The 12213-nt window shown below is 32.9% G+C and carries 10 protein-coding genes; 7 read left to right on the plus strand and 3 right to left on the minus strand.

Features of this window, described 5'->3' with window-relative positions; all coding sequences use genetic code 11:
* Positions 1–85: 85 nt before the first annotated feature.
* Both thiL and B3578_RS00630 read right to left on the minus strand, forming a co-directional pair.
* The gene (gene thiL, locus B3578_RS00625; RefSeq protein WP_125349928.1) at positions 86–1141 is read right to left on the minus strand and encodes a thiamine-phosphate kinase; all 1056 of its coding nucleotides are present in this window, start codon (positions 1139–1141) and stop codon (positions 86–88) included.
* Positions 1142–1145: 4 nt separating this feature from the next.
* Positions 1146–1652, minus strand: coding sequence for an acyl-CoA thioesterase (locus tag B3578_RS00630; RefSeq protein ID WP_114998316.1), 507 nt, complete (start codon positions 1650–1652; stop codon positions 1146–1148).
* A gap of 165 nt (positions 1653–1817) precedes the next feature.
* Here B3578_RS00630 and B3578_RS00635 point away from each other — a divergent pair, with 165 nt between their 5' ends.
* The 5 genes from B3578_RS00635 (at position 1818) to B3578_RS00655 (ending at position 7820) form a co-directional block, all read left to right on the plus strand.
* The gene (locus B3578_RS00635; RefSeq protein WP_114998314.1) at positions 1818–2645 is read left to right on the plus strand and encodes a universal stress protein; all 828 of its coding nucleotides are present in this window, start codon (positions 1818–1820) and stop codon (positions 2643–2645) included.
* 107 nt (positions 2646–2752) lie between these two features.
* Positions 2753–3589, plus strand: coding sequence for a universal stress protein (locus B3578_RS00640; RefSeq protein WP_291046264.1), 837 nt, complete (start codon positions 2753–2755; stop codon positions 3587–3589).
* Positions 3590–3658: 69 nt separating this feature from the next.
* Positions 3659–4870 (plus strand): NAD(P)/FAD-dependent oxidoreductase, encoded by a 1212-nt coding sequence (locus B3578_RS00645; protein ID WP_286495449.1) that lies wholly within the window; start codon positions 3659–3661, stop codon positions 4868–4870.
* A gap of 138 nt (positions 4871–5008) precedes the next feature.
* Positions 5009–6241, plus strand: a complete 1233-nt coding sequence (locus B3578_RS00650) for an OmpP1/FadL family transporter (protein ID WP_221854422.1) — start codon at positions 5009–5011, stop codon at positions 6239–6241.
* Positions 6242–6248: 7 nt separating this feature from the next.
* Complete coding sequence (locus tag B3578_RS00655) at positions 6249–7820, plus strand: G-D-S-L family lipolytic protein (protein ID WP_286495448.1); 1572 nt, start codon at positions 6249–6251, stop codon at positions 7818–7820.
* Positions 7821–7890: 70 nt separating this feature from the next.
* Here the strand turns inward: B3578_RS00655 and fbp are convergent, their stop codons facing one another.
* Positions 7891–8907 carry a class 1 fructose-bisphosphatase gene (gene fbp, locus B3578_RS00660; RefSeq protein WP_114998305.1) on the minus strand — a complete coding sequence of 339 codons (1017 nt, stop codon included), beginning with the start codon at positions 8905–8907 and terminating at the stop codon, positions 7891–7893.
* A 193-nt stretch (positions 8908–9100) separates the two neighbouring features.
* Between fbp and B3578_RS00665 the strand changes: the two genes are divergently transcribed.
* Together B3578_RS00665 and B3578_RS00670 are read left to right on the plus strand one after the other, a co-directional pair.
* Entirely contained in the window at positions 9101–10342 is a 1242-nt protein-coding gene (locus B3578_RS00665; RefSeq protein ID WP_219034269.1) for an aspartate kinase, read from the plus strand.
* Complete coding sequence (locus B3578_RS00670) at positions 10343–12208, plus strand: GNAT family N-acyltransferase (protein WP_219034268.1); 1866 nt, start codon at positions 10343–10345, stop codon at positions 12206–12208.
* Positions 12209–12213 lie beyond the last annotated feature (5 nt).

The raw sequence follows: 12213 nt of genomic DNA on the forward strand, positions 1-12213 counted from the left end.
TGACACGTTTTGTTTTGATAATTCGTTAAGTCATCTGAACTCGTTTAAGGATCACATTTTTTAATTAGCGAATTATCTCATTAACCTATTCTTCTTCCGTTTCAACTCCCCAACCTTGTGCAGTTAATGGAACCATTTGCTCACTTCCACGAGTAATCAAATAGTTTTCTTCGTTTTTACCAGTTACATGACCAATTACCGTTAAATGTGGATTTCCTTTGATTTTTTCAAAATCTTTTTGATCAATTGTAAACAATAATTCGTAATCTTCTCCACCGCTTAAAGCACATGTGATTGGATTGATTTTGAATTCTTCGGCTGTGCGAATAACAACAGAATCTAACGGGATTTTTTCTTCGTATATATTAATTCCAACACCACTTTCTTTTGAGATATGAATAATTTCAGAAGATAATCCGTCCGAAATATCAATCATAGAAGTTGGTTTAACTTTCAACTCTTTCAAAAGATTGATAATATCCAAACGCGCTTCAGGTTTTAATTGACGTTCAATTAAATATGAATAATTTTCGAAATCTGGTTGATTATTAGGATTCACTTTTGAAACTTGCGCTTCGCGTTCCAAAACTTGCAAACCAAGAAAAGAAGCACCTAAATCTCCAGAAAGAACAACCAAATCATTTTCCTTCGCACCATTTCTATAAGTCAAATCTTTTTCTGGAGCCGAGCCAATTGCAGTCATACTCAAAACAAGTCCGCTAACAGAAGAAGTTGTATCGCCTCCCACAATATCGATATTGTATTTATCGCAAGCGTATTTCATTCCGTTGTAAATTTCGTCCACAGCTTCTATCGTAAAACGATTCGAAATTGCCATCGAAATCAACAATTGTTTTGGAATAGCATTCATCGCCAAAATATCACTAATTGCCGTCACAACCGCTTTGTACCCCAAGTGACGTAAAGGCATATACGACCAGCTAAAATTTACGCCTTCTACTAACATATCAGTAGAAACCACAATTTTCTCTTTTTTATAATCAAGAACAGCCGCATCGTCACCAATTCCTTTGATAGAACTTTCTAATTTGATTGGAAAACCTTCTTTGATTTGGTTAATTAAACCAAATTCTCCAATTTCGGCTAAACTTGTTTTTGAAACGTTTTTATCTTCTAACATGATTTTATTTTTGAGTAAAGATTGAAGGATCTATATTTTCTGAACGAAAAGGTAAATTGATAATGTCCTGTTTCGACATTGTTTTGACGGTTTGTCCTTCAAATGATTTTTTAATATTTTCTAACATTTCTGTTGGTGGTGCTTGCATTTTTCTTTTCGACATCGAAAACCAAACACCTGTCAATTCAGAATGGCAAAGATGTACACCATCTTGGTTATATAAATTATGAATAAATTGATAAATCATTCCATCTTCCGACATTCCACCAATTTCTACCGAAATATAAATTTCTTCACCTTCCATAGCTTCCTTAAAAAAAGAAAATTGTTCGTGCAAAATAGCTGGTCCAATTCCATATTCCTCCAAATTTTTCATCGAAATGCCATAATCTCTCAAAAAAGCAATACGTGCAAAACTTGTAAAATTCATATACGAAGCGTTCGCTAAATGGCGATTAGCATCCAAATCTGACCATCGAATAATGGTTTTTTGAAAATATTTATTATTCATGAATTGAAAAATTATTTAAGGTACAAAGTTACGGATTACTATTTATACGAAAATGATAATATTTTTAATCATCGTAAATAATAAAAAACAATAAGATTTAACATCAAATTAAAATATAGATATTTAATAATTTGTATCTTTAAAAAGCTATTAAACAGACAGATTATGAAAAAAATATTATTTCCAACAGATTTTTCAGAAACAGCAAATAATGCGTTTTTGTATGCGTTAAATTTAGCCGAAAATCAAAATGCAGAATTATATGTTTTGCATGCTTTTCAGTATCCAATGGTAAGTGGAGGAATCGATGCTGGTATTTTGCAAGATGTTTATAATACAATTGAATTAAATAATTTCGAGAATTTAAAAGATCATATTCCGTTCTTGAGAAAAATGGCTGAGGATAATGGTTTTGCAAATGTTGATTTGAAATTTTTCGTAAAAGAAGGAATGCTTTCGTTTGTATTGCCAACATTTATCGAAGATGAAAAAGTGGATTTTGTAGTAATGGGAACGACTGGAAATACAGGATTTGATAAAGTCCTTTTTGGTTCGAATACGATGAATGCAATAAAACATCTTAAAATTCCGGTATTGAGCGTGCCAAATGGTTACGAATTCAAAGGAATAAATAATATTGGATTTACGACAATTTTCCAAGATAAAGACCGCAAAGCCTTAGATTATTTAACCGAAATTGCTTATCGCTATAAAGCAAAAGTGCATTGCTTACACGTTTCGAAAGATGGAAATTACGATATTCCGACGCTTAATCATTGGAAAGAATATTATAAAGATGAACCTGTAGATTTTTTTATTTATACTGCGGATGAATCTGTAGATGCAGTTTTGGAATTTATTAAAGAAGAAAAAATTGATTTGTTGACAGTAGTTAGCCGTAACAAAGGCTTCTTCGAGAAATTATTTTCACCAAGTTTTACAAAGAAAATTTTGACACAACACAACGTGCCTTTGTTTGTTTTCCACGAATAAGATAATTTATACTGAATATACAAAAAGCTTAATCTGTAGAAATAGATTGAGCTTTTTTCGTGTTGAAATAAAATTATTCGTAACTTTTGAGTACAAAACACGAAAAGATGAAAAAAATATTGTTCCCGACAGATTTCTCAGAAACAGCTAATAACGCCTTTTTATATGCACTAAATCTTGCAAAAAGTATCGATGCACAAGTTTATGTGTTGCATGTTTACGAATTGCCAATGATTACAGGAAGTTTGAGTGCTGGATTGATTCAGAATGTATATGAAACGGTAGAATTAGGAAGTTTTGACAACTTCAAAGATAATATTCCGCAATTAAGACAAATAGCTGTTGAAAATGATTTGAATGAAATTCCAATCAAATTTATCTTAGAAGAAGGAAATTTCTTATATATTTTACGTGAAATTATTGGAGAAGAAAGCGTTGATTTTGTAGTGATGGGAACAGACGGAAATTCAGGAATAGAAAAAATGCTTTTCGGTTCGAATACGATAAATGCGATTACGTCGATGAAAGTTCCAATTCTTAGTATTCCGCATGGAATGTCTTTCAAAGGATTTAAGAATATTGGTTTTACTACTGTTTTTGATCAAAAAGATAAAGATGCATTGAAGTATTTGATCGAAATTGCAAATCGTCATCATGCAAAAATTCATTGCATGCACGTTTCGAAAGACGGAAAATTTAATCAACAAGCGATGAAAGATTGGCAAGATCAGTTTGCTGGAGATCCAATTGTATTTGAAGTTTATCATGATGCAGATCCTGTAAATGCGGTGTTGGATTTTATCAAGGAAAAACAAATAGATTTGTTGACGGTTGTAAGCCGCAATAAAGGGTTTTTTGATAAGATTTTTTCACCAGGATTTACAAAGAAAATTGCAAATAAAAATATTACACCTTTGTTCGTTTTTCATGAACAAAAAGTTTAGAAGGAGATGTGAAAACATTTCCTTTTTTTATCAAAAATTCTGTTAAAAATAAAACTTTACCTTTGTCTCGTGAAAAGAATAGCCATAGTAGGAGGTGGTGCCGCAGGATATTTTGTTGCTGCAAACCTTGGAAAAACTGTAGGACAACAAACTATATTGTTTGAACAAGCAAATTTACCGCTTCAAAAAGTACGCATTTCGGGCGGAGGAAGATGTAATGTTACGCATGCATGTTTTGATCCGCTTGATTTGGTCGAGTTTTATCCGCGTGGAAGAAAGGAATTATTAAGTGTTTTTTACACGTTTCAACCGGGTGATACAATGGCTTGGTTTGATGAGCGCGGAGTAGAATTGAAAATAGAAGACGATAACCGTATTTTTCCAGTTAGCGATTCTTCACTTTCGATTATAGAGGCTTTGACAAAAGCGGTTGATAAAAATAAAGTTCAGCTTAATTTCTCAGACGGTGTGCAAGAAATTAATAAAGTTGATGGTGGTTATGAATTGATAACAAAATCAGGAAAACATTTTTTCGAAACGGTGATTGTGACAACAGGAAGTACGCCTAAATTTTGGAAAAGTTTGAAAAATATAGGTTTGAAAATCGTTCAACCAGTTCCTTCTTTATTCACGTTTAATTGCAAAGATCCTCGAATTGAAGGATTGATGGGAATTTCTTTCGATAATGCTGAAGTCAAAATCAATCAACAAAAATTAGAAGAAGAAGGTCCGTTACTAATTACGCATTGGGGATTTAGTGGACCAGCGATTTTGAGATTATCGGCTTGGGGTGCTTTAAAATTGAATGAAAGCAATTATAAATTCGAAACTGAAATCAATTTTGTAAATCAATCTAAAGACGAAATCATTTCATTTTTGAATGATAAAAAACAAGTTGATGCTAAGAAAAATGTGCATAAAAATAATCCATTCGATTTTCCGAAGCGTTTTTGGTTTAGTATTCTGAGCTATTGTAATATAGATGAAAACAAGGTTTATGCAGATTTATCGAAAAAACACATCGAAGCAATTGCAATAGAATTGACGCAAGGAAAATACCAAATTAATGGAAAAAGTACGTTCAAAGATGAGTTTGTAACGGCAGGCGGTGTCGATTTGAAAGAAATTGATTTTCATTCGATGCAAGCAAAAAAAATCCCACAATTGTTTATGGCTGGAGAGGTTTTAAATATTGATGCTATAACAGGTGGATTCAATTTTCAGGCATGTTGGTCTGAAGGTTATATTATATCTGAAAAAATCAAAGAAATTTATCAATAGTGTATATTTTACACGAATGTTATTCTGGCTGAAAGCCTTAATAGTAAAGATTTTTTCAAAATTTATTATGTTAACATAACGTTATTATAAAATTATGTTATTTTTGTTTAAAGGAATTATTAAAAACGAACAAAAAATATGAAGAAAATTTTCTTAACCTTAGCATTAATCGGCTTATCTTCTTCTGCATTTGCAGGTGGATACCGAGTTGCTTTACAAGGAGTTCGCCAAGCAGCATTGGGGGGAACTTCCGCAACACAAACTCACGATGCGAGTGTTGCGTTTTATAATCCTGCAGGTTTAGCTTTTGTTGATAGTAAATTGAGTATTGCTGTCGGAGGTTTTGGTGTAAAAACTGACGTAAAATGGCAAGATCCAATGACGTTACAAAAAGCAGAAACAGATAGTAAATTAGGAACACCAATGTATTTGGCAGTTAGTTACAAGCCTGTAGATGATTTAGCAATTGGATTGAGTGTTACGACGCCTTTTGGTAGTTCGGTTACGTGGCCAGAAGATTGGCAAAACAAAGCAAATATTACACATATTGACTTGAAAGCATTCAATATTCAGCCAACGGTTGCATATCGTTTTTCTGACTGGTTTAGTTTGGGTGTAGGTTTCATTTATACACACGGAACAGCTAAATTAGAGAAAGTACAAACAGTTGCTGGAAATGATATTAAACTTAAATTAGAGGATAAAGATGCCCATGGTTTAGGATTTAATGTTGGAGCAATGTTCAAGCCAACAGATAAATTTGGAGTTGGAATTGCGTACCGTTCTAATGTAGATGTTTCTGCAAACAAAGGTGATGTTACATGGTCGAATGTTCCTTCTGGAATTGCATCTAATGTACCTTTTAATACAGATAAATGGAATACAACTTTACCATTACCATCAGAGTTTACATTTGGGATGTCATACAAAGTTTTACCACAATTAGAACTTTTTGGAGATGTAGTTTGGCAAAACTGGACACGTTACAAAAGTTTAGATATCAATTTATATAATGATGCTTCTAATACTTTCTACACATCATCTTCTACGAAAAACTGGAAAGACAATACATTATTCCGTTTTGGAGCTGAGTATACTTTCAGCGAGATGATTGTTGGACGTGTTGGTTATTATCACGATAAATCACCAGTGCCATCAGCTTATTGGTCATCAGAAACACCAAGTTCTAACTTAAATTCAGTTTCAGCTGGATTAGGATTTAGATTCGAGTCAGGATTTAATGTTGATTTATTTGGATCATATGTAAAAGGAGACGAAAGACATATTGATAATATTCAACAAAACTTCTCTGGAGATGTTAAAATGCGTGCTATAAACTTTGGTTTAGGCGTATCGTACAACTTAAAATAAGACAAAAATGAAACACTTAAATAAAATAGTATTAGTTGCATTAGCTGCTACGATGTTTAACTGTAGCGAAGATTTCGAACATCCAATTGAAGATATTCAAGTTTCTGCTGGTGAAGCAAACTTTTCTACATATATCGCATTAGGAAACTCGTTAACTTCTGGTTATAGAGATAATGCATTGTACAAATCTGGACAAGAAAATTCTTACCCAAACATGTTAGCTGGATTGATGAAAGCTGCAGGAGGAGGAGAATTTAAAATTCCATATATGTCAAATGATACAGGTGGATTTACTGATTTACCAGGTTTTCCAGGTAAATTGAATTTACAAATTGTAAATGGAGCTTTAACACCAGTTCCAAGTGCTGCGGGTGGAGCTTTAGATATCTTAGCAGATAAAGGAAAGTTTCAAAATATGGGAGTTCCAGGTGCTAAGTCTTATCATTTAGTTGCGCCAGGTTATGGAAATCCAGCAGGCTTAAAAACTGATCCAGCAACAGCGAATCCTTATTTTGTACGTTTTGCAAGTGGTGCGACAACTTCTGTAGTTGCAGATGCAGTTGCTCAAAAGCCAACATTTTTCTCTTATTGGATTGGGAACAATGATGTATTAGGTTATGCAACATCTGGAGGAGTTGGAGTAGATCATAATGAAACAAATAATGTTGATCCAAGAACTTATGGAAGTAATGATATTTCTAATGTAAATGTGGTAAAATCTACAATTAATGATGGATTAAAAGCATTAACATCGGTAGGAGCAAAAGGAGTTATTGCAAATATTCCTTCTGTAACATCTATTCCATATTTTACAACGGTTCCATACGCACCTTTATCACCAGCAAATCCAAGTTTTGCACCAATGATTGATGAATTGAATGCAACTTATGCAGGATTAAATCAAGTATTTGATGCAGTTGGTGCTTCAGAAAGAAAAATTTCTTTTTCTAAGACTGCTGCAAGTGCTGTAGTAATTAAAGATAAAGATTTAGCGGATTTATCAACAACGATTACTGCTGCATTAATTAAAGCAGGATATGATACTGGTACTGCAACTTTGTTTGGAATTACTTATGGACAAGCTCGTCAAGCAACAGCAAAAGATTTATTGGTTTTGACTTCTTCATCTGTAATTGGAAAAGTTGACACAAATAGAGTTGCAGAATTAATGAAGTTAGGGTTAACTCAAGAGAAAGCTGGTAAATTATCAGTAGTAGGTGTTAGTTATCCAATGACAGATAATTATGTATTAACAGCAAAAGAAACTGCGAAAGCAGAAGCAGCTGTAGTTAAATACAATGCAGCAATTGCGGAGTTAGCAACTGCTTATAATTTAGCTTTAGTTGATGCATATTCTGAAATGAAAAAATTAAGTTCTCAATCAGGGATTAAATATTACGGACAAACATATACAACAACTTTCGTTTCTGGTGGAGCGTTCTCATTAGATGGAGTTCACTTAACTGGAACTGGATATGCAATTGTCGCAAATATGTTTGCTGATGCAATCAACCAAAAATATCATTCAACTTTAAGACACGTTTACCCAGGAAATTATCCAGGTATTGCAATTCCTTAATTGAATGTTTAGATAACAAAAAAATCCGCTCATCGAGCGGATTTTTTATTATTTATGTTTTTTGAAATGATTATTTCAATTCTTCATTTCGCATAAATTCTTCTGCTTTTTCGACCATATTTTTCGATCCGCAAAAGAAAGGAATACGTTGGTGTAATTCTGTAGGTTCAATATCCATAATGCGTTGGAAACCGTCAGAAGCTTTTCCTCCTGCTTGTTCCGCGATAAAAGCCATCGGGTTGCATTCGTACAATAAACGTAATTTTCCGTTCGGATTATTTGTTCCAGAAGGATAAATATAAATTCCTCCTTTCAGCATGTTTCGGTGAAAATCTGAGCATAAAGAACCAATGTAACGAGAAGTGTACGGACGATCTTCCTCATCTGCCTGACAGTATTTGATGTAATTTTTAACCCCTTGAGGGAATTTTACATAATTACCTTCGTTAACTGAATAAATGTGTCCATCTTCTGGAATACACATATTTGGATGAGATAAATAGAACGTTCCGATTCCTGGGTTCAATGTAAATCCATTTACACCATTTCCTGTTGTATAAACTAACATTGTCGATGTTCCATAAATTACATATCCCGCAGCAACTTGCTTATTTCCTGGTTGTAAGAAATCTGCTTTTGTAACAGGTGTTCCAGGTTCAGAAACACGGTGGTAGATTGAGAAAATTGTTCCAACAGAAACATTTACGTCGATGTTTGATGAGCCATCAAGTGGATCAATCAACACAACATATTTACTGTTTTTTGAATTTTTTGAAGGTTGAATCGCGATAAAATCTTCGTTTTCTTCCGAAGCAATACCACAAACAACTTCGCGTTGCGACAACGTTTCGATAAACGTATCGTTTGCGAAAACATCTAATTTTTGTTGTTTTTCTCCTTGGACATTTTCATTTCCGAATTCGCCTAAGATATTTACAAGTCCTGCTTTGTTTACTTTATAATTAACAACTTTTGTAGCTAATTTAATAGAACTCAGTAATCTAGATAATTCTCCGGATGAGTAAATAAAATCTGCTTGATTTTCTATGATAAACTCTCCAAGAGTTTGATGAGAATTAGTATTCATAATTATGTTTTGCTGGTCAAATATCGGAATAATAACTCAATTTTATATCATTTCAAACGTTTGAAATTAATCTAAATACGTGAAAATCATCATTCAAATTTATTTTTTATTTTAATTAAAATCGGTCAACATATAAAGTGTAGTTTGGTTATATTTGCAAGTTAAATATTTACAAAAAAAAGTTTTTATAGAAATGAAAGTTTTCAAATTCGGTGGTGCTTCGGTGAAAGATGCAGCCGGCGTTAGAAATGTTGCGAGTTTATTGCAATCTGTTGGTTACGAAAATACATGTATCATTGTTTCTGCTATGGGCAAGACAACAAATGCATTGGAAGAGGTAGTCAAACGCTATTTTGAAAAACAAGATTTCGAAAAAACAATTAACGAAGTAAAAGAACAGCACATTGCTTTAGCGACAGAATTATTTGATAATCCAGCTGAGGTTTCTAACGAAATTTCGCAATTTTTTGATGATATTGTTTCGTTTTTAAGACGTAACAAATCACCAAATTATAGCTATGTGTATGATCAAGTGGTTTGTTGTGGAGAATTAATTTCGACAAAAATCATCAGTATGTATCTTAATTCGATACAAATTAATAACGAATGGTTAGATGTTCGCGATTATATCAAAACAGATAATACATATCGTGAAGGAAAAGTAAATTGGGCATTAACAGAAGAAAGTATTAAACGTTTACCAAACACAGGTTTGTTTATTACCCAAGGTTTCTTAGGTTCTGATCCTAACTTTTTCACAACAACTTTAGGGCGTGAAGGTTCAGATTATTCTGCGGCGATTTTTGCTTATTGTTTAAATGCGGATAACATGACGATTTGGAAAGATGTTCCTGGAGTTTTGAATGCTGATCCACGTTATTTTGATAATGCTGAGCTGTTAAATCATATTTCATATGAAGAAGCAATAGAGTTGGCGTATTATGGTGCATCTGTTATTCACCCGAAAACGTTACAGCCGCTTCAACAAAAAGAAATTCCTTTCTTCGTAAAATCATTTATTAATCCTACAGAAGCAGGAACAGAGGTAGCGAAAGGTCAACCATTAGATCCAAAAGTACCTTGTTTTATCCTAAAAAGAGAGCAACATTTGATTCGTTTATCAAGTAAAGATTTCTCTTTTATTACAGAAGATAAATTGAGCGGAATTTTCAATAAACTATATGATTATCAAATCAAAGTAAATTTGATGCAAAATTCAGCAATTTCATTATCTTTATGTTTGGAGGATAAATATGACAACTTAGAAAAGTTTGTTGCAGATATGAACGAAGAGTATAAAGTGCAGGAAGAAAACAATGTTTTATTGTACACAATTCGCCATTTCGATGCAGATTCTGACAAAGTTGTTTCAAAAGAAAAAGAATTATTGCGACAAACAGTGCGCGAAACATTACAAATAGTTGTTAAAGCTTAAATGAGTTTAATCACGACACAAGATATCTATTCAGCTTCGGGTCTTTCTAAAATTGGTGTTTTAGGAAAACCTGTGGCTTGGGCATTGAAAAAAATTTTCAGTATAGATCAGTTAAACGATTTGTACAATCGTGGAAAGCATTTGCAATGCGAACCTTTTTTGGATTATTTGATTGATGATTTGGGAATGGATTACGAAATCCATGAAGAAGATTTAAAACGTATTCCAAAAGAAGGACCTTTTATTATTATTTCTAATCATCCGCTTGGAGCGTTGGATGGAATTATTTTGATGCATTTTATGTCAAAAATTCGTCCTGATTTCAAGGTAATGGGTAATTTTTTATTGCAAAAAATTAAACCATTAGAACCTATGATTATTCCAGTTAATCCTTTCGAAACACGTAAAGATGCATACAGTAGCCTTTCAGGAATGCGCGATGCATTAAAATTGTTAAGAGCTGGAGGTTGTTTAGGGATTTTTCCTGCGGGAGAAGTTTCTTATCGAGATGACGAAAGTAGAATTATTGACAGAGAATGGCAAGAATCAGCGATGAAGTTGATCAAAAAAGCGAAAGTTCCTGTTGTTCCAATGTTTTTTAGAGCGCGAAATAGTAATATTTTTTACCGTGTAGCGAAGATTCATCCAGATTTTCAAACGGCAATGTTGCCAGCTGAAATGATGAAGAAAAGAACACGACCAATTCAGATTCGTATTGGAAAACCAATTTTACAAAAACAACAAGACGAGCATGTGTCTATAGAAGATTATTCTGAGTTTTTGAGAAAGAAAACATACATGCTTTCGTCTTATTACAAACAAAAAAGAAGTTTAACTCAAGTATTGAAAAACCCTTCGAATATTGAGTTGAAAATGCCGAATTTACCAAGCTTATCTTCTTCTAGTAAAAAGGTTAAGCCGATTATTTCGGAAACAGCTTTAGACTTATTAATTCAAGATATTGAAACTTTACGAAAAGATGAACAAGCATTATTGTTTACAAATAATAATTACGAATGTTTCTTTTCTACAGCTCAACAAATTCCAAATATATTAAGGGAAATTGGTCGTTTACGCGAGATAACATTCCGTGCGATAGGTGAAGGTACAAATGATGAAATTGACCTTGATCGATTTGATAATCATTATCACCATTTATTTTTGTGGGATAAGGATACGAATAAAATTGTTGGAGCATATCGTATGGCGATTGGTTCGGAAGTGTATGAAAAATATGGAATTAATGGATTTTATGTTCATGAATTATTCAATTTTGATCCAGAAATTCATCCATTTTTCAAGAAATGTATCGAAATGGGACGTGCTTTCGTTTCAGCTGAATATCAACAAAAGCCGATGCCATTGTTCTTATTATGGAGAGGAATTGTGCATGTAACGTTGAGAAATCCAAATCAGAAATTTATTATTGGAGGAGTGAGTATTAGTAATCAGTTTTCTGATTTCTCAAAATCTTTGATGATCGAATTTATGAAATCTCATTATTACGATTCTACTGTAGCGCAGTATGTGAGAGCAAAAAATGAGTTTAAGGTTAAGCTGAAAGAGGAAGATAAAGAATTTATTTTCGATGAATCTGAAGCTGATTTGAATAAATTTGATAAGTTAATTGATGAGCTTGAGCCAAATATGTTGAGATTACCTGTTTTGATTAAGAAATACATCAAACAAAACGCAAAAGTGATTGCTTTCAATGTTGATCCAAAATTTAATGATGCAATTGATGGCTTAATGTATATTAGAGTTTCTGATATTCCAGAATCTACTGTTCGCCCTGTTTTAGAGGATATTCAAGCAGAACTTGATAAAAAAATACAATCAGGAAAATTTGACGGAAATCTACTTTAAGATTC

The organism is Empedobacter sp. UBA1574 (assembly GCF_002322895.1).
Lineage (GTDB): Bacteria > Bacteroidota > Bacteroidia > Flavobacteriales > Weeksellaceae > Empedobacter > Empedobacter falsenii_B.

Coding starts and splice junctions, on each gene's coding strand:
- B3578_RS00650 (WP_221854422.1), top strand. CDS start 5,009: ATGAAGAAAATTTTCTTAACCTTAGCATTAATCGGCTTATCTTCTTCT.
- B3578_RS00655 (WP_286495448.1), top strand. CDS start 6,249: ATGAAACACTTAAATAAAATAGTATTAGTTGCATTAGCTGCTACGATG.
- B3578_RS00665 (WP_219034269.1), top strand. CDS start 9,101: ATGAAAGTTTTCAAATTCGGTGGTGCTTCGGTGAAAGATGCAGCCGGC.
- thiL (WP_125349928.1), bottom strand. CDS start 1,141: ATGTTAGAAGATAAAAACGTTTCAAAAACAAGTTTAGCCGAAATTGGA.
- B3578_RS00670 (WP_219034268.1), top strand. CDS start 10,343: ATGAGTTTAATCACGACACAAGATATCTATTCAGCTTCGGGTCTTTCT.
- B3578_RS00635 (WP_114998314.1), top strand. CDS start 1,818: ATGAAAAAAATATTATTTCCAACAGATTTTTCAGAAACAGCAAATAAT.
- B3578_RS00630 (WP_114998316.1), bottom strand. CDS start 1,652: ATGAATAATAAATATTTTCAAAAAACCATTATTCGATGGTCAGATTTG.
- fbp (WP_114998305.1), bottom strand. CDS start 8,907: ATGAATACTAATTCTCATCAAACTCTTGGAGAGTTTATCATAGAAAAT.
- B3578_RS00640 (WP_291046264.1), top strand. CDS start 2,753: ATGAAAAAAATATTGTTCCCGACAGATTTCTCAGAAACAGCTAATAAC.